Genomic DNA, 17,643 nt, shown 5'->3' on the forward strand with positions numbered 1-17,643 from the left:
GTTCAAGTGGACTGCCACCGCCGATTCGATTCTTGAAAAGTTGCATAGACTTTGCTCACGTATCAGCGGGACAGCACACTAGTTTCTGATCGGTTTGATGCTGTTGGGCAAAGTCCTGCGCCACGCGCTGCAGGCGTTCCAGAAACACAGGCGCCAAGGCGCGGCTGATGGAGCCGTGCACCAGCATCACGCCTTCGCCGTCGGCATCGAAACCCCCGGCGAAGTAGTCCAGCACGGCGTGGTCGCGGAAGTAGTTCATCACCGGCCCGTGCGGGCGCCAACGGAAGGTTTTGGCCAGCTTGAGGCGGTAGCGGTTGAGCGGGCGCAGCTCGATGATGCCGATGCGGTCCAACTGCGCGAGGTACTTCACGCATTCGGGCTCGCTCAGGCGGTAGGCGGCGGTCATTTGCTCCAGCGTCCATTGGCTGAGCACACAGATGGCCACCAGCAGCAGTTTTTTATCGGCCACCACGGCACGTTCCTGCTCGGCGGTCATCTCCTTGAGCAGCGGTTGTGTGTCGGCCACGCGCCGCGCCAACTCGGCGAAGTCCAGCTTGAGGGCGCGGCAAATGTCGTCCACCCTGGACAAGGACATGTCGCCTTTGGCCAGCATGCGCTTGACGCTCGACTCTGCCATGCCCATGGCCTGGGCCAGGTCGGCGTAGGTCATCTGAGCGGCTTTCAGCTCCTTCTTGACGGCGGTGACGAGATCGAGGGTGGTGCTCATGGTGACATGGTATCGATAACCGATACCGTCGGCGCACTCTGGCGGCGATCTGATGGTTGTTGCATGCGCCTTGTGTGGCCCCCTCTACAGTGCGTCGCATCCCATTTTTCAAGAGGTCCATGATGCTGCCGGTCATCCTTGTCACATTTGTTTTTTGCATTGTTATTGAACGGTTGCGTCCGGGCTGGCGTTTGCCGCGCGTGCCCACTTGGCCGTTGCGCGTGCTCGCGATGAATGCGTGTCAGTTGGGGGTTGTGCTGCTCGCTGGGGTGAGTTGGGAGCGCTGGCTTTCGGGTGCCTCGCTGTTTCGCCTGTCGGACCATGTGTCGCCTGCGGCGGGTGGCCTGATCGCCTACTTCATTGCCACCTTCATTTTCTACTGGTGGCATCGCGTGCGTCATACCAACGACACGCTCTGGCGGCTGTTCCACCAGATCCATCACAGCCCCCAGCGGCTGGAGGTGATCACGTCCTTCTACAAGCACCCGGCTGAAATGGTGGTCAATTCCCTCATCGGGAGCCTGTTGGTTTTCGCCACGCTGGGCCTGTCGGCAGAGGCCGGTGCGGTGTACACGCTGTGCACGGCATTGGGTGAATTTTTCTACCACACCAACCTCAAGACACCACGTTGGGTGGGGTTTGTCTTCCAGCGTCCCGAAATGCACCGCATTCATCACCAGCACGATCGGCACAAGAACAACTACGGCGACATCACCTGGTGGGACATGCTGTTTGGCACGTACGAGAACCCGAGCGAATGGACTCACAGCTGTGGATTTGATGCCGCCCGGGAGGAGCGCCTGTGGGACATGTTGTGCTGGCGCGATGTGCACGCCGAGCCTGCACGGGCGGTGCAGCACAATCGCGAAAACCATTCCCAGTGAAACCCGGGACGAACAGGAGGAGCTCAGAGATGTCAAGCCAAGTTGCGGCAACCACGGCGGATCGCACGCCACCCAGCCACACCAACCAGTTCGCCTTGCTCGCGCAGCGCCGTTTCGGCCCCTTCTTCTGGGTGCAATTTTTGGGCGCCGGCAACGACAATGTTTTCAAGTTCGCCTTCACGGTTCTGGTCACCTACCAAGTGCAGTTGCAGTGGCTGCCTCCCGCCCTGGCAGGGCTGGTGATCGGGGCTTTGTTCATCCTGCCTTTTCTGCTGTTTTCGGCCACCAGCGGGCAACTGGCCGACAAGTACCCCAAAGAGGTGCTGATCCGCTTTGTTAAGAACCTGGAGATCGCCATCATGCTGCTGGCCGGATGGGGCTTTGTGCAGCAGAACGTGCCGGTGTTGTTGATGTGCGTGTTCCTCATGGGCGCGCACAGCACGCTGTTCGGGCCAGTGAAGTTTGCCTACCTGCCGCAGCACCTCACCGAGCGCGAACTCACGGGTGGCAATGGCATGGTGGAAATGGGCACCTTCGTGGCCATCCTGCTGGGCAATGTGGCCGGTGGCTTGTTGATCGCCCTGCCGCTGGTGGGACCCGCGTATGTGGCCGCCGCGTGCCTGGGGCTGGCGGTGCTGGGGCGCGTGCTGGCCCAGGCGGTGCCTGTCTCTCCAGCCACCGACCCCGCGTTGCAGATCAATTGGAACCCGTTCACCGAAACCTGGCGCAACCTCAAGCTCGCGCATGCCAACGTGGTGGTGTTTCGATCCCTGCTTGGCATCAGCTGGATGTGGTTCTTTGGGGCGGTGTTTCTGGCCAACTTCCCTGCCTTTGCCCGAGATGTGCTGCACGGCAACGAGCAGGTGGCGTCGCTGCTGCTGGTGGTGTTCTCCATTGGCATTGGCGCGGGGGCGCTGATGTGCGAAGTGCTCAGCCGGCGTCATGTGGAAATCGGGCTGGTGCCCTTGGGCGCCTTCGGCATGACGGTGTTTTCGGTGGATCTGTATTTCGCCTCGCGTGGACTGCCGCCCACCGGCCCGGCGTTCACGCTCGGGTCGTTTCTGGCGCAGGCTGCCCACTGGCGCATTCTGGCCGATCTGGCGTTGCTGTCGCTGTTTGCTGGCATCTACAGCGTGCCCATGTACGCGTTGATCCAGATGCGCAGCCAACCCACCCACCGTGCCCGCATCATTGCCGCCAACAACATCCTCAATGCTTTGTTCATGATCGCCAGCTCGCTGCTGGCGGGGGCTTTGCTTGGGGCTGGTTTCAGCATCAGCGAGCTGTTCCTGTTCATTGGCATCGCGAATGCCGTGGTGGCTTTCTACATCTTCATGCTGGTGCCTGAATACCTGCTGCGTTTTGTGGCCTGGCTGGCATCGCGCCTGGTCTACCGTTTTCGGGTGCAGGGCGATCTGCACATTCCCACCGAAGGCGCTGCGGTGCTCGCCTGCAACCATGTGAGCTACGTGGACGCCGTGTTGCTCATGGCCGCCAGCCCCCGGCCCATCCGCTTTCTGATGGACCACCGGATTTTCAAGGTGCCGGTGCTGGGCTGGCTGTTCCGCTTGGCCAAGGCGATTCCGGTGGCGCCGCAAAAGGACGACGCTGCCGCCTACGAAGCGGCTTTCGAGGCGGCCGCCCAGGTGCTGCGAGAAGGCGATCTGCTGGGCATCTTTCCCGAAGGTGGCATCACCCAGAACGGCGAGCTTCAGCCCTTCAAAGGGGGCATTGCCAAGATACTGTCGCGGGCCCAGCAGGAGGGCGTGTCGGTGGCGGTGGTGCCCATGGCGCTGACCAACCTGTGGGGGTCTTACTTCAGCCGCGTGGAAGTCCGCAACGGTGACCGGGTGGCGATGGTGCGCCCATTTCGCCGTGGTGTGTTCAGCCGAGTGGGCCTGAATGTGGGACAAGCGATCGCAGCAAAAAGTGTCACTTTGGAAGGCTTGCGGGAGCAGGTTGCGGGACTGGCGCGCTAGGCCCCGTACCAGAGCTTTGCAAAACTGGGGGTAAGCAGTTGCCGGCGTCTCTCATGCCGCCGTGTTGTCCTTTCGCCAAACGACACCTTCGGCGGACTTGGCGGTTGTTCAGCTGCGTCAGTGGTATCTCTGAACGGTGCGTTGGGTGGCGTTTTGGGCTACTTTGCTCGTTTCTCGCCGTGGCTTTAGCCCGATTCACTGAACATCGTGCCACCAGCATGTGCTGGGGCATGAAAGTGAATATGCGTTTGTTGTCCCTCTATCGTTCTTCTATCCCACGCGCCGTGTCCGCCCTGGGGCTGGTGTCGATCACCGTCGCGCTGACCGGTTGTTATGTGGTGCCAATTGACACGCGCACAGGGCAGCCCGCCTCTTTGCCCAGCAGCGCGCCGGCGGCAGCGCCTGCTCCGGCAGTGCCATTGATTTTTCCAGCGCGACTTTACCCTGCCAACGAACTGGCCAGCGGCTATGGGCTCGTCCACGCCACGGTCAGCAACGATTTGAAAGGGCGGGGCACTTTCAACGCCGCGATCGCAGGTGAGAGTTTTGTCGGCGAGGCCACGCGAAGGACTGGGTCCAACCGAGACGGCGTGGCCAATGGCGCGGGCAACCGGGGCGCTTACCTGAGCTGTCAGTACACGATGAACTCAGCCACCCAAGGCACTGGCACCTGCCGCCTGAACAACGGCGCGGAGTTCACCATGCACGTGGGCAATTGAGCCTGCACGAGGTGATCCAGCGCCCGCCAGTGGCTTGATCCACCGACGGCGTCGGTGGATTCGGTGGGCTGGCCCGCAACGGCGCTGTGCACGGGGCCGCCATGGCCCCAGCCAATTTGATCTGGAGGAAACAAGATGAGTAAAACCCTGCGTCTGTCTGAAAAATGGTTCCACAGCGGCTTGTGGCTGGTCGCGTTCCTGTTTGCGTGGTTTTTGGTGGGCCTGGGCAGCACCGTCGTGGGCGATCTGCCGCAGGTGGAGGAGCGCCGGTCGCTGGACGACCACCTGGACCCTGCCCGCGCGCCGGTGGTGAAGAATGCGATCCTCGTTGCGCAGAAAAACGCCAAGGATGCGCAGGACGCACTGGATCAGGCACAGCTGCGCCAACAGTCAGCCGAGGCCAACAACCGCGCCGCGCGCGAAACCTTCAGCAACTGGCTGGCCACGCGCAAGGTCACGGCCCGGCAGGACCAGGATGAAGAGCTGATTGTCCGCACAAAACAACTGGACGAGCTGCGCCAGGCCGAGCGCGACGCGTTGGCCCAGGTGGAGAAGCAGCAGCAGGCCGCGCTGGACGCACGTCAGGCCGCAGAGCGCGCCCAGAACGAACTGCATAGCCTGCAAGACAGCGCGCGAGCTGAGTTTCTGGGCGAGCAGCGTGCGCAGGAGCTGCGTGTGTTCGGCTACCGGCTGCTGCTCACGTTGCCGCTGCTGGCGGTGGCGGGTTGGCTGTTCGCCAAGAAGCGCAAGACCCCTTCATGGCCCTTTGTGTGGGGCTTCATTTTTTTCGCCTTGTTTGCGTTTTTCGTGGAGCTGGTGCCCTATCTGCCCAGCTACGGTGGCTATGTGCGCTACATCGTGGGCATCGTGCTCACGGTGATCGGCGGGCGGTATGCCATACAGGCGCTGCAGCGCTATCTGGAGCAGCAGAAGCTCGCTGAAGCCCAGCCCGCCCAGGCGCGCCAGCGCGACATGGACTACGACCAGGCACAGGCCCGCATGACGAGCAGCATATGCCCGGGCTGCGAGCGCACGGTGGACATGAAAGACGGCAAAACCGACTTCTGCCCACACTGTGGTCTGTGCCTGTTTGACCGCTGTGGTCACTGCAGCACACGCAAGAACGCGTTTGCTCGCTACTGTTTTTCGTGCGGTACCTTGTCCGAGGCGCCTATCGCGGCGCGGGGCGTGTTGTCGACTGAGGATGCCAGCGCGGTTTGAGTGCGCCGGTTCGCAGCCCTCATTCAGCGGATACGAGGGGCTCTTCTGGGTGGGCGCGGTTGAACTGCGCCACATCGCGGATGTTCTTCTGCACCGCCACGGCGCCAAACAGCGCGAGCAGGAAGGCCATGGCGTAGAACCCCTTTTCGCTGGCGGCCAGCGTGGCGTTCCACAGTCCCACTGTCAGCAACAACAACGCAAGGGCCAGCGAAACCCAGCACAGGCCGTAGTAGATGCCGGTGACGGGGATGCCTTCGATGCGGTCGCGCACAGACTTTTGCAGCGACACCGCCGAGAACAGGCCATACATCAGCAAGGTGAAGTAGTAGCCTTTTTCGTTGAGCAACATCTGCGCATTCCACAGACCCGTGAGGTACACCACCGCGCCCACCAGCAGGGCGGCCCAGGAGGCCCCGATGAAAGCCCCGGTGGGGCGTTGGGCAACGTAAGCGGGTGCGGGCATGGATTTTTCCTCCTGATTTTTTTGAACGATGCGGGACTTTAGCGGATGCCAGCGCCCACCCACCGTGGCCACGCGCACTGGCACGTCGAGCGATGGTCCACAAAAGAGCGCTGTTTCCATGTGTGTCGGAAACAGACGCTCATCGGACCCGCCAAGTCAGTCCTCTGCGGCGGAAGCCAGTGCGGGTTCGCTCTGCGCCGGCTCGAACTTGAGGTGGCCCACATATTGCAGCGCCTGTTGGGTTCGCACCGAGGGCACATCGCCCTCGCGCATGTGCAGCAGGCCGGCGGGGTTGACCAGCAGCGGGTCCACCGTGGTCAGCGGCAATTGGGCCTGCTGGTAGGCGGTCAGCACAAACTGGGAGCAAAAAAACCGGTCGTTGCGCGCGGCCCCCAATTGCACCGCGGCGAGACCGCGCAGACAGAAATCACGCACCAGTCCTGGCAGGATGGGCAGCTCGCAGTACTGGCGTTGCAGCGTGAAGGGGGCCTGCAGCACGATGCCGAGGGTGTTGTACTTTTTACCTTCTTGGGCTTGGGCAAACCCGCGCATGGCTTGCGCGTGCTCTGGGCGCAAACCAGGGTGACGGAAGGCGACGATGGTCGATTCGTCGGCCATGAACGCACCAATGGGTCGTATGCGAACGCCCGAGCCCACGGCTTCGGCGATTTGGCCATCACCCAGGTAGAGGGCCGCATGGCTCACGGGCGCCAGCGTCAGCAGCCGGATACCAACCGACACCAGCCCGGCCGTGTTGGACAGGACCATATCGCCGGCCTGCAGTTCGGTGGGGGCAATGTGCTGGCCACCATTGGCGGGTGTGAGCAGCAAGCGTTTTTGCAGTTGCACCGGGGACTGGCCCTGTGCAAGGGCCCCGGGATCGAAGCGGCTGGCGCAGCCCGCCAGCGCCACAAGCACCAACGCCATCAGCGTGGCGGCGCTTTTTGAATACATGTTGTTGTCTCCCTGCCCTCGAAACTCAGATGCCGCGCGCGCTCCGCCTTGAAGCGCGCGCGGAAGGCGCTGAACTGGCCCGCATCCAGCGCCTCGCGCACCTCGCGCATGAGGTTGAGGTAGTAGTGCAGGTTGTGGATGGTGGTCAGCATGGGGCCGAGCATTTCGCCGCAGCGGTCCAGGTGGTGCAGGTAGGCCCGACTGAAACCGTCGCGGCCGCCGTCGTTCCACGGCACGCCGCTGCCACCGGCGCAGGCGTGGCAGGTGCAGCTGGGGTCCAGCGGCTGCGGGTCGGCCTTGTGGCGGGCGTTGCGGATTTTCAGATCGCCGTGGCGGGTGAAGATGGTGCCGTTGCGTGCGTTGCGGGTGGGCATCACGCAGTCGAACATGTCGACGCCACCGGCAACGCCCTCGACCAAATCCTCCGGGGTGCCCACGCCCATCAGGTAGCGCGGCTTGTGGGCGGGCAGGCGGTGCGGCGTGTGGGACATGATCTGCAGCATCTGCTCTTTGGGCTCGCCCACGCTCACGCCGCCAATGGCGTAGCCGGGGAAGTCCATGTCCACCAACGCATCCAATGATTCCTGGCGCAGGTTTTCAAACATGCCGCCCTGCACGATGCCGAACAGCGCGTTGGGGTTGCCCAGGCGCTCGAACTCGGCCTTGGAGCGCACGGCCCAGCGCCGGCTCATTTCCATGCTCTTGCGCGCCTCGGCCTCTGTGGTGAGGTGGCCCTTGGTCTCGTAGGGCGTGCACTCGTCCAGCTGCATCACGATGTCGCTGTTGAGGATGGTCTGGATCTGCATGCTGACCTCGGGCGACATGAACAGCTTGTCGCCGTTCACGGGCGAGGCGAAGTGCACGCCTTCCTCCGTGATCTTGCGCATGGCGCCCAGGCTCCAGACCTGGAAACCGCCCGAGTCGGTGAGGATGGGCTTGTTCCATTGCTCGAACTGGTGCAGCCCGCCAAAGCCTTTCATGATGTCCAGGCCGGGGCGCATCCACAGGTGGAAGGTGTTGCCCAGGATGATTTGGGCGCCCATCTCGTGCAGGCTGCGCGGCATGACGCCTTTGACCGTGCCGTAGGTGCCCACGGGCATGAAGATGGGCGTTTGCACCACGCCGTGGTTGAGCATGAGGGTGCCTCGGCGGGCGTGGCCCTCGGTCTTGTGAACTTGGAACTGGAGCATGGTGGCGATTGTCCACCATGGCCCGCTCACGGTGGGGTCAGCGGGCCGGGTGGTCGGCGAACAGCTGCGCCACCTGGGTGCGCAGCCACTGGTGCCCAGGGTCGCGGTGCTGGTGCTCGTGCCAGAGCTGGCAAATGGTGCTATCGGGCAACCGCAGGCGCAGCGGCCGTGCGACCAGACCGAAGGGCGCGGTCGCCCTGTCTGCAAACCGCTCGGGCACGGTGGCCACCAGTTGGGTGCTGGCCAGCACATGGCCCAAAGCCACGTAGTGCGGCACGGTGAGCTGGATGTCGCGCTGCAGCCCCAGTTGCGCCAACGCATCTTCCACCCGCCCGTGGCCGGTGCCTTCGGCCACCACTCGCACGTGCGCGGCGCGCTGGTAGGCGGCTGCGCTCAGGGTGCTGTGGCGCGCCAGCGGATGTGTGGCGTTCATCAGCGCCACATAACGTTGGCGGAACAAGGCCTGCTGGTAGAAGCCGGCCTGAAGCTGTGGCAGCAGGCCCAAGGCCAGGTCCACCCGGCCACTGGCCATGTCGTCGCGCAGGGTGGGCGTGCCCACCGGCACACACAACAGTTTCACGCCGGGTGCCCCGCGCGCCAGGGCGTCCATGAGCACCGGCAGGAAGTAGATCTCGCCTACGTCCGTGAGGGCCAGGGTGAAGCGCCGCGTGCTGGTGCTGGGGTCGAACGAGGCGCGCACGTTGAGCGCTGCGTGCAGGGCTTCCAGCGCCTGAGCCACCGGCGCCGCGAGCTGTTCCGCATATGGCGTGGGCCGCATGCCCGTTGGCGTGCGCACAAACAGCTCGTCGCCCAGCAGTTGCCGCAGGCGGCGCAGCGCGTTGCTCACGGCCGGTTGGCTCAGTTGCAGCTCCTGCGCGGCACGCGACACCTGGCGGGTTTGCAGCAAGCGATGAAACACCACCAGCAGGTTGAGATCGACGTCGGCCAGTTCCATGGCCCACATTATTTCATCCGTGAATGAGGCGTATCACCGAGATTCGATTGATGGATGTGCGTCGGCCCGCCATCATCTGTGCCAGACACCCCTTGAGGAGACACACATGACCACCCCCACCGGCGCAGCCGGCCCCGACGCCCTGGCCTGGGAGCGCGAGGACAGCAGCCGCATTCCGTTTGCCGTGTACACCGACGAAGAGCGCCACCGCCGCGAGTTGGAACGGTTCTTCTACCGTGGCCACTGGTGCTACGTGGGGCTGGAGGCGGAAATTCCGAACGAAGGCGACTTCAAACGCACCGTGGTGGGTGAGCGCTCGGTCATCATGAGCCGCGCCGCCGGGGGCGAGATCCACGTCGTCGAAAACGTCTGTGCCCACCGTGGCATGCGGTTTTGCCGCGAGCGCCATGGCAACCGCAAAACCTTCGTCTGCCCCTACCACCAGTGGAGCTACGCCCCCGACGGTGAATTGCGCAACGTGCCCTTCCGCCGTGGCCTGCGGCAGGGCGACCAGCTCAACGGCGGCATGCCACCCGATTTCGACATGACCCAACACGGGCTCACCAAGCTCAAGGTGGCGCGCCGGGGCGGGGTCGTGTTCGCGTCTTTCGACCACGAGGTCGAGTCGCTGGAAGACTACATGGGGCCCACCATTCTGGGCTACTTCGACCGGCTCTTCAACGGCCGGCGGCTCACCTTGCTGGGCTACAACCGCCAACGCATCCCGGGCAACTGGAAGCTGATGCAGGAGAACATCAAAGACCCTTACCACCCCGGTTTGCTGCACACCTGGTTTGTCACCTTTGGTCTGTGGCGGGCCGACAACCAGTCGCAACTGCGCATGGATGCCCATGGACGCCACGCCGCCATGATCTCCACCCGGGGTTCGGGTGGGCAGGCCGGCGGCGAGGCCGCGCAGGTGACGCAGGTGTCCAGCTTCAAGGCCCGCATGCAACTGGAGGACGCTCGCTTTCTGGACATCGTGCCGGAGCCCTGGTGGAACGGGCCCACGGCGGTGATGATGACCCTGTTTCCCAGTGTGATCTTCCAGCAGCAGGTCAACAGCGTGTCCACCCGCCACATTCAGCCCGACGGACACGGCCATTTCGACTTTGTGTGGACGCACTTCGGCTTTGCCGACGACACACCCGAGATGACCGAGCGCCGGCTGCGCCAGGCCAACCTGTTCGGGCCGGCCGGTTTTGTGAGTGCCGACGATGGCGAGGTGATCGAGTTCTCGCAGCAAGCCTTCGACAGCAAGCCCGGGCACCGGGCCGTGGCCGAACTGGGTGGCCGCGAGGCGGGCGACACCGAACACATGATCACCGAAACGCTGATTCGGGGCATGTACGACTACTGGCGCAAAGTGATGGAGGCATGACGGTGGCTGATTTTCTGCAACTGGACTTCGACACCCACCAGGCACTGACGCGCCTGTACGCCGACTACGCCCACGCGCTGGACAGCGCTGAGTGGGACCGATGGCCCGGCTTCTTCACCGAACGCTGCCTGTACCAAGTGCAGCCGCGCGAAAACCACGAACGGGGCTTTGCGCTGGCCACCTTGTCGTTCGACAGCCAGGCCATGCTGCGCGACCGCATTTACGCCATCCGCGAGACGCTGTTCCACGACCCCTACTACCAGCGCCACGTGGTGGGCGCCCCGGTGGTGCGCCACATCGACGCGCGAGGCCTGCATTGCGAGGCCAACTACGCGGTGTTTCGCACCAAACTCGATGGTCCCAGCACCGTGTTCAACGTGGGCCGCTACCTCGACGTGGTGGTGCGCACGCCCGAGGGCCTGCGTTTTGCCGAGCGGCGTTGCATCTTTGACAGCGAGATGATCCCCAATTCGCTGATTTACCCGATTTGACGTCGCTTTACAATTCGGTCTTGCTTTACTTTGTGGATCGCTTTACATTGAGGCGGTTCAAGGAGTTTCACCATGCAAGCCGATCTTGTGGTTTCAGACGCCGTTGTGTCCAGCAAAGGGCAGGTCACGTTGCCGGCCGCCATGCGCGCGCAATTGGGCATAGGCCCGGGTTCGCACATCCGTTTTGAGTTGCGCGGTAAGGAACTGGTGATCAAGCCCGAAGTGCCCATCAGCGCCTACCGTGGCATTCTCAAGCCCTACAACCTGGACCCTGCCGACCTGGAGATCCCCAAGGAGAAAGACCGGGAGTTTCTGTGAACGTGGTGGATTCATCGGGCTGGATCGAGTATTTGCTGGACACGCCCCGGGCCAATCTGTTCGCTGAGCCCATTGAGCAGCGCGCCGATCTTCTGGTACCCGTCATCGCGCTGTACGAAGTCCACAAAATCCTCAGCCGCAAAGTGGCACCCGACATGGTGCGCACCTGTCTGGACGTGATGCGCCTGGGCCGCGTGCTGGCGCTGACCGACGCGCGTGCGGTGGCCGCCGCCGAGGTGTCGGCACGGCACAACCTGGCCATGGCCGACGCGGTCATGTACAGCCTGGCGCTGGAGCACGGCGCCACCTTCTGGACGCAGGACATCGACTACCAGGGCCTGCCCGGTGTTCAGTGTTTTGCGAAGTCCTGACGCTCCAGCAGCATCGCGTCGCCATAACTGAAGAAGCGGTAGCCCTGCGCGATGGCGTGCCGGTACAGCGCCATGATGTGCTCGTAACCCGCAAAGGCGCTCACCAGCATCATGAGCGTGCTTTTGGGCAGGTGGAAGTTGGTCAACAGCAGGTCAATCACCTGGAAGCGGAAGCCCGGCGTGATGAAGATTTGGGTGTCGCCGTCGGCTTGGCCGAACGCGGCCCAGCTCTCCAGCGTGCGCACGGTGGTGGTGCCCACGCCCAGCACGCGGCCGCCGCGCGCGCGGCAGTCGGCAATGGCTTGCTGGGTTTCGGGCGGCACGCGGTACCACTCGGCGTGCATGGTGTGTTCGGCGATGTTTTCGGTCTTGACCGGCTGGAAGGTGCCGGCGCCCACGTGCAGCGTGACCTCGGCGGTGTGGATACCACGCGCCTTCAGCTCGGCCAGCACGCTTTCGTCGAAGTGCAGCGCCGCCGTGGGCGCGGCCACCGCGCCGGGGTGCTTGGCGAACACGGTTTGGTAACGGCGCTCGTCCTCGGCGTCGTCGCAGTGGGTGATGTAGGGCGGCAGCGGCACGTGGCCGTGCGCGGCCATCAGGGCGTGGGGTTCGCCTGAGAACTGGAAGCGGAACAGCTGGCCGTCTTCGTTGGGCCAGCGCCCCACCAGCGTGGCCGTGAAGTCGCCCACCATGTGCAGCACACCGCCCGCCAGGGGCTTTTTGCTGACCTTCATGTGGGCCACCACCTCGTGGTTCTGCAGCACACGTTCCACCAGCAGCTCCACCTTGCCGCCGGTGGACTTTTCACCAAAGAGCCGGGCCTTGACCACCTGGGTGTTGTTGAAGACGACCAGATCACCTTCGCGCAGCAGGCCGGGCAATTCGCGGAACACGCGGTCCACCGGCGTGGCGGCGCGGCCATCGAGCAGGCGCGAGGCGCTGCGTTCGGGCGCGGGGTGTTGGGCAATGAGTTCGGGGGGCAGAGCGAAATCGAAGTCGCTCAGGGAGAAAGTGCGCGTTGCAGCGGTCATGTGCTTGAGGGCCGGACAGACCCGTTCCAAGAAATTCGGGAAGGCACAATTGTCCCATGCCCGATGTGTCCACCGCCCCCAAACCCCTGTCGCCAGCCCAGAAGGCGATGCGCAAGCTGGGCCTGGTGCGCGACATCGACCTGGCCCTGCACCTGCCCCTGCGCTACGTGGACGAGACGCGCCTGCAGCGCATTGCCGATGTGCGCGATGGCGAGATGGGGCAGGTGGAGGGCACGGTGATTCACAGCGGTGTGATGCCGGGCGCACGCCGCCAGTTCAAGGCCTTGATTGAGGACAACAGCGACACGCTGGAGCTGCGTTTTTTCACCTTTTTTCCTTCACACCAGAAGGCGCTGGCCGAAGGCAACCAGGTGCGCGTGCGTGGTGAGATGCGCGCAGGCTTTGCCGGCCGCCAGATGCTGCACCCGACGGTGACGCCCGCGGGCGGGCCGTTGCCGCAGGCGCTCACGCCCGTCTACCCCACCAGCGCCCAGCTGCCCCAGGCCTACTTGCGGCGAGCCGTCGAGCGCGGTCTGAGCCGGGCCGACCTGTCCGAAACCCTGCCGCCCGATGCCTTGCGCGACCTGCCCGGCCGTGAAACGCGTGGCTGGACCCTGCGCGAGGCCCTGCGTTACCTGCACCACCCCACGGCCGATGTGTCACTTGCCGCATTAGAAGACCAGAGTCACCCGGCCTGGCAGCGCCTCAAGGCCGAGGAGTTGCTCGCCCAGCAGCTCTCGCAACTCACGGCCAAGCGCGCCCGCGACGTCTTGCGCGCGCCGACCCTGCGCACCCGCCCCGGGGGGCTGCACGAAAAGCTGCTGGCCGCCTTGCCCTTTGCCCTGACCGGCGCCCAGCGCCGCGTGGGCGAGGAAATCGCCCGCGACCTGGCCCGCCGGGTGCCCATGCACCGCCTGTTGCAGGGCGATGTGGGTTCGGGCAAAACGGTGGTGTCGGCGCTGGCTGCTGCCATCGCCATCGACAGCGGCTGGCAGTGCGCGCTGATGGCGCCGACCGAAATCCTGGCCGAGCAACACTTTGCCAAACTGGTGGACTGGCTGGAGCCGCTGGGCATCACCGTGGCCTGGCTCACCGGCAGCCAGAAAACCAAGCAGAAGCGCGACATGCTGGCGCAAGTGGAGAGCGGCGCCGCCCAGCTGGTGGTGGGCACCCACGCGGTGATCCAAGACAAGGTGAAGTTCAAGAACCTGGCCTTGGCCGTGATCGACGAGCAGCACCGCTTTGGTGTGGCGCAGCGGCTGGCTTTGCGGGAAAAGATGAGTGAAGGCGGGCAAGAGCCACACATGCTCATGATGTCGGCCACGCCGATCCCACGCACGCTCGCCATGAGCTACTACGCCGACCTCGATGTCTCCACCATCGACGAGTTGCCGCCCGGGCGCACCCCCATCGTCACCAAGCTGCTCAGCGACAGCCGGCGCGACGAGCTGATCGAACGCATCGGCGCGCAACTGGCCCAGGGCCGGCAGGTGTATTGGGTCTGCCCGCTGATCGAAGAAAGCGAGGTGCTGGACCTGAGCAACGCCACCGCCACACACGCCGAGCTGTCTGAAGCCTTGCCGGGTGTCATGGTGGGCCTGCTGCATTCGCGCATGCCAGTGGCCGAAAAAAAGGCGGTCATGGCACTGTTCACCGAAGGTGTCATGGGCGTGCTGGTCAGCACCACGGTCATTGAAGTGGGCGTGGACGTGCCCAACGCCTCGCTCATGGTCATCGAACACGCCGAGCGTTTTGGCCTCAGCCAGTTGCACCAACTGCGTGGCCGCGTGGGGCGCGGCGCGGCGGCTTCGGCCTGTGTGCTGCTCTACAGCACGCCCGACGGCGGGCGCCTGGGCGAAACCGCCCGCGAGCGACTGCGCGCCATGGCCGAGACCAACGACGGCTTCGAGATCGCCCGCCGCGACCTGGACATCCGCGGCCCGGGCGAGTTTTTGGGCGCCCGCCAGTCGGGCGCGCCCCTGCTGCGTTTCGCCGACCTAGTCACCGACACCCACCTGCTGGAATGGGCCCGAGCTTGGGCGCCCCGGATGCTGGACCAGCACGCCCATTTGGCGCAACGCCACACGGAACGCTGGTTGGGGGGAAAATCCGACTATCTGAAGGCATAAGCTGATAGGCGGAGACATGACACTGACCGAACTGAAGTACATCGTCGCCGTGGCGCGTGAGAAGCACTTTGGCCACGCGGCCGAGGCCTGCCATGTCTCGCAGCCCACGCTGAGTGTGGCGATCAAGAAGCTTGAAGAAGAGCTGGAGGTCAAGCTGTTCGAGCGCAATGCCAGCGAGGTGGCCGTGACGCCCTTGGGCGAAGAAATCGTGCGCCAGGCGCAGACCGTGCTGGAGCAGGCGGCCAGCATCAAGGAGATCGCCAAGCGCGGCAAAGACCCGCTGTCGGGCCCGCTCAAGCTGGGCGTGATCTACACCATCGGCCCCTATTTGTTGCCCGATCTGGTGCGTCAGGTCATCGAGCGCTCGCCCCAAATGCCGCTGATGTTGCAGGAGAACTTCACCGTCAAGCTGCTGGAGCAGTTGCGCCTGGGCGAGATCGACGCCGCCATCCTGGCCGAGCCTTTCCCCGACACCAACCTGGCCCTGGCGCCGCTGTACGACGAGCCGTTTTACGCGGCGGTGCCGGTGTCGCACCCGCTGGCGCAAAAGGGCAGCGTGACGGCCGAAGAGCTGAAGCAGGAAACCATGCTGTTGTTGGGCAACGGCCACTGCTTCCGCGACCACGTGCTGGAGGTGTGCCCCGAATTCGCGCGTTTTTCCAACGAGGCCGAGGGCATACGCAAGAGTTTCGAGGGCTCCTCGCTGGAGACCATCAAACACATGGTGGCCGCCGGCATGGGCATCACCCTGGTGCCACGCCTGTCGGTGCCGCGTTCGGCCTTGTGCACCGACGGCGCACAGACGCAGGGCCAGGACTTTGGTGACTCGGCCTACGTGCGCTACCTGCCCTTTGCCGGTGAAGCGCCCACGCGCCGCGTGGTGCTGGCCTGGCGGCGCAGCTTCACCCGCTACGAGGCCATCGCTGCCCTGCGCAACGCCATTTATGGCTGCGAACTGCCTGGCGTCAAACGCCTTTCCTGATCAACATGCTGGACCGACTGAACCTGTACCTCGACCTGATTCGCTGGAACCGCCCCGCCGGCTGGCTGTTGTTGCTGTGGCCCACGCTGGCGGCACTGTGGGTGGCGTCCGGTGGCTTTCCGGGTTGGCATCTGCTGGCCGTGTTCACCCTGGGCACCATCCTCATGCGCAGCGCGGGCTGCTGCATCAACGACGTGGCCGACCGTGAGTTCGACAAACACGTCAAGCGCACCGCCCAGCGGCCCATCACCAGTGGCAAGGTGGGTGTAAAGGAGGCCCTGGCGGTGGGCGCGGTGTTGGCGTTGGCGGCGTTCGGGTTGGTGCTCACCACCAACGCCGTGACCATCGCCTGGTCGTTTGCGGCGCTGGCGGTCACGCTGGCCTACCCGTATGCCAAGCGGTTCGTTTCCATGCCACAGGCGGTGCTGGGCGTGGCCTTCAGCTTTGGCATCCCCATGGCGTTTGCGGCCACGCAGGGCGAGATCCCGCCGCTGGCCTGGGGCATGCTGCTGGGCAACCTGTTCTGGGTGCTGGCCTACGACACCGAATACGCCATGGTCGACCGGGACGACGACCTCAAGATCGGCATGAAGACCTCGGCCATCACCCTGGGGCGCTGGGATGTGGCTGCCATCACCGCGTTTTATGTGATCTACCTGGCGGTGTGGGCCGCGTTGCTGGCACCGCTGATGCCTTCAGCCGGCCGCTGGCTGATGTGGGCTGGCTTGGCTGTGGCCCTGGGCCAGGTGGTCTGGCACGTGTGGCTGATCAAGGACCGCAGTCGGGAAGGCTGTTTCAAGGCCTTCCGGCTCAACCACTGGCTGGGCTTCTCGGTGTTTGTGGGCGTGGCCGTGTCATCCGCCCTGGCTTGATCAGGCGCCGAACTCGTCGCCCAGTTCTTTGGCGCGCACCTGCGCCGCGTGCATGGCCGCCACAAAAGCGACCTTGATGCCCGCCGATTCCATGGACGTGAGGGCAGCAAAGGTGGTGCCGCCCTTGGAAGTGACGCGTTCGCGCAACACTTCGGGCGGTTCGTCCGAGGCGGCGGCCAGGGCAGACGCGCCGACAAAGGTGCCAATCGCCAGCTTTTGGGCGGTGGCTGCGTCCAGCCCCATGTGTATGCCCGCCTCGCGCATGGCTTCCAGGAAATAAAACACGTAGGCAGGGCCGGAGCCGGACAGGGCGGTCACGGTGTCCAGGTCACTTTCCCGCTGCAGCCACACATGGGCGCCGGTGGTGGCCACGACGGCCTCCACCTGGGCGCGGTCGCTGGCGCTGGCGCCGGGGCGGGCGTACAGGCCGGTCATGCCCTGGCCCACCAGGGCGGGGGTGTTGGGCATGGCGCGCACGATGCGCTCGGTGCCCAGCCAAGTGGCCATGCTGTCGCTGCGTATGCCGGCGGCCACGCTGAGGTGCAACGCGCGGGCGGTGTGGGGTGCAGAGGCCAAGGCGGCCTCTTTGAAGGTCTGCGGCTTGACGGCCCAGACCACCAGGCCGGCGCGCGCCAGCGCAACGCCAGGGGCCTCCAGCACGGTGATGCCCGGAAACTGCTCGCGCAGCTTGTCTCGCTGGGGGGCATAGGGCTCGACGACGTCAATCAGTGCGGCGGGCAGCCCTTGTTTGAGCAAGCCGCCGATGATGGCGCTGGCCATGTTGCCGCCGCCGATGAAGGCCAGGGGAGAGGGGGACGTTGGGGTCATGTGGTGTGTGGCGCAAGGGGTTGGAGCAGGCCGGCATTGTCGCCGCTGCACATTTTCTGCGCAGCCGCTGTCAGCAGCAAATAGAACTGTCCGGTTTTGTAGCAAGTAGATTGTCCGCTTTGACGTGATGTGATGGTGCTGGCAGCCA

The 17,643-nt window shown here is 64.5% G+C and carries 18 protein-coding genes; 11 read left to right on the forward strand and 7 right to left on the reverse strand.

What is annotated here, in order from left to right; translation table 11 throughout:
- Window positions 1–55 precede the first annotated feature (55 nt).
- On the reverse strand, window positions 56–727 hold the full coding sequence (locus ACFQU0_RS17705) for a helix-turn-helix domain-containing protein (protein WP_382203052.1): 672 nt from the start codon (window positions 725–727) through the stop codon (window positions 56–58).
- A gap of 122 nt (window positions 728–849) precedes the next feature.
- Between ACFQU0_RS17705 and ACFQU0_RS17710 the strand changes: the two genes are divergently transcribed.
- From ACFQU0_RS17710 to ACFQU0_RS17725, 4 genes are all read left to right on the forward strand, one after another.
- Complete coding sequence (locus ACFQU0_RS17710) at window positions 850–1,611, forward strand: sterol desaturase family protein (RefSeq protein WP_382203053.1); 762 nt, start codon at window positions 850–852, stop codon at window positions 1,609–1,611.
- Window positions 1,612–1,640: 29 nt separating this feature from the next.
- Window positions 1,641–3,590 carry an MFS transporter gene (locus tag ACFQU0_RS17715; protein ID WP_382203054.1) on the forward strand — a complete coding sequence of 650 codons (1,950 nt, stop codon included), beginning with the start codon at window positions 1,641–1,643 and terminating at the stop codon, window positions 3,588–3,590.
- Window positions 3,591–3,808: 218 nt separating this feature from the next.
- Window positions 3,809–4,309, forward strand: coding sequence for a hypothetical protein (locus ACFQU0_RS17720; protein ID WP_382203055.1), 501 nt, complete (start codon window positions 3,809–3,811; stop codon window positions 4,307–4,309).
- Window positions 4,310–4,444: 135 nt separating this feature from the next.
- The gene (locus tag ACFQU0_RS17725; protein WP_382203056.1) at window positions 4,445–5,530 is read left to right on the forward strand and encodes a serine endopeptidase; all 1,086 of its coding nucleotides are present in this window, start codon (window positions 4,445–4,447) and stop codon (window positions 5,528–5,530) included.
- Window positions 5,531–5,549: 19 nt separating this feature from the next.
- On the opposite strand, the gene yiaA is transcribed toward ACFQU0_RS17725, so the two are convergent.
- The 4 genes from yiaA to ACFQU0_RS17745 all read right to left on the reverse strand — a co-directional run bounded on the left by yiaA (window position 5,550) and on the right by ACFQU0_RS17745 (window position 9,092).
- Window positions 5,550–5,993, reverse strand: a complete 444-nt coding sequence (gene yiaA / locus ACFQU0_RS17730) for an inner membrane protein YiaA (protein ID WP_382203057.1) — start codon at window positions 5,991–5,993, stop codon at window positions 5,550–5,552.
- A gap of 156 nt (window positions 5,994–6,149) precedes the next feature.
- Window positions 6,150–6,947 (reverse strand): C40 family peptidase, encoded by a 798-nt coding sequence (locus tag ACFQU0_RS17735; RefSeq protein ID WP_382203058.1) that lies wholly within the window; start codon window positions 6,945–6,947, stop codon window positions 6,150–6,152.
- Complete coding sequence (tgt, locus tag ACFQU0_RS17740) at window positions 6,920–8,137, reverse strand: tRNA guanosine(34) transglycosylase Tgt (protein WP_382203059.1); 1,218 nt, start codon at window positions 8,135–8,137, stop codon at window positions 6,920–6,922. The genes ACFQU0_RS17735 and tgt overlap by 28 nt, the downstream gene beginning before the upstream one ends.
- A gap of 37 nt (window positions 8,138–8,174) precedes the next feature.
- Window positions 8,175–9,092, reverse strand: coding sequence for a LysR family transcriptional regulator (locus tag ACFQU0_RS17745; protein WP_382203060.1), 918 nt, complete (start codon window positions 9,090–9,092; stop codon window positions 8,175–8,177).
- A 106-nt stretch (window positions 9,093–9,198) separates the two neighbouring features.
- On the opposite strand from ACFQU0_RS17745, the gene ACFQU0_RS17750 reads away from it, so the two are divergent.
- The 4 genes from ACFQU0_RS17750 (at window position 9,199) to ACFQU0_RS17765 (ending at window position 11,653) form a co-directional block, all read left to right on the forward strand.
- The gene (locus ACFQU0_RS17750) at window positions 9,199–10,473 is read left to right on the forward strand and encodes an aromatic ring-hydroxylating dioxygenase subunit alpha (protein WP_382203061.1); all 1,275 of its coding nucleotides are present in this window, start codon (window positions 9,199–9,201) and stop codon (window positions 10,471–10,473) included.
- Window positions 10,470–10,964, forward strand: coding sequence for an aromatic-ring-hydroxylating dioxygenase subunit beta (locus ACFQU0_RS17755; protein ID WP_382203062.1), 495 nt, complete (start codon window positions 10,470–10,472; stop codon window positions 10,962–10,964). Before ACFQU0_RS17750 ends, ACFQU0_RS17755 begins: the two co-directional genes overlap by 4 nt.
- Before the next feature lie 72 nt (window positions 10,965–11,036).
- Window positions 11,037–11,282 carry an AbrB/MazE/SpoVT family DNA-binding domain-containing protein gene (locus tag ACFQU0_RS17760; protein WP_382203063.1) on the forward strand — a complete coding sequence of 82 codons (246 nt, stop codon included), beginning with the start codon at window positions 11,037–11,039 and terminating at the stop codon, window positions 11,280–11,282.
- Entirely contained in the window at window positions 11,279–11,653 is a 375-nt protein-coding gene (locus ACFQU0_RS17765; RefSeq protein ID WP_382203064.1) for a type II toxin-antitoxin system VapC family toxin, read from the forward strand. Before ACFQU0_RS17760 ends, ACFQU0_RS17765 begins: the two co-directional genes overlap by 4 nt.
- Here the strand turns inward: ACFQU0_RS17765 and queA are convergent.
- The gene (queA, locus tag ACFQU0_RS17770; RefSeq protein ID WP_382203065.1) at window positions 11,632–12,684 is read right to left on the reverse strand and encodes a tRNA preQ1(34) S-adenosylmethionine ribosyltransferase-isomerase QueA; all 1,053 of its coding nucleotides are present in this window, start codon (window positions 12,682–12,684) and stop codon (window positions 11,632–11,634) included. The two genes, ACFQU0_RS17765 and queA, sit on opposite strands and share 22 nt — an antisense overlap.
- A gap of 56 nt (window positions 12,685–12,740) precedes the next feature.
- On the opposite strand from queA, the gene recG reads away from it, so the two are divergent.
- The 3 genes from recG to ubiA are packed head-to-tail and all read left to right on the forward strand — an operon-like array spanning window position 12,741 to window position 16,667.
- A complete protein-coding gene (recG, locus tag ACFQU0_RS17775; RefSeq protein WP_382203066.1) occupies window positions 12,741–14,813 on the forward strand; it encodes an ATP-dependent DNA helicase RecG in 2,073 nt (690 codons plus the stop codon).
- Window positions 14,814–14,829: 16 nt separating this feature from the next.
- Complete coding sequence (locus tag ACFQU0_RS17780) at window positions 14,830–15,795, forward strand: LysR substrate-binding domain-containing protein (RefSeq protein WP_382203067.1); 966 nt, start codon at window positions 14,830–14,832, stop codon at window positions 15,793–15,795.
- A 5-nt stretch (window positions 15,796–15,800) separates the two neighbouring features.
- Window positions 15,801–16,667, forward strand: a complete 867-nt coding sequence (gene ubiA / locus ACFQU0_RS17785; RefSeq protein WP_382203068.1) for a 4-hydroxybenzoate octaprenyltransferase — start codon at window positions 15,801–15,803, stop codon at window positions 16,665–16,667.
- Here the strand turns inward: ubiA and proC are convergent, their stop codons facing one another.
- A complete protein-coding gene (gene proC / locus ACFQU0_RS17790; protein WP_382203069.1) occupies window positions 16,668–17,495 on the reverse strand; it encodes a pyrroline-5-carboxylate reductase in 828 nt (275 codons plus the stop codon).
- Window positions 17,496–17,643 lie beyond the last annotated feature (148 nt).

Source organism: Hydrogenophaga defluvii (assembly GCF_042665235.1).
Lineage (GTDB): Bacteria > Pseudomonadota > Gammaproteobacteria > Burkholderiales > Burkholderiaceae_C > Hydrogenophaga > Hydrogenophaga defluvii_A.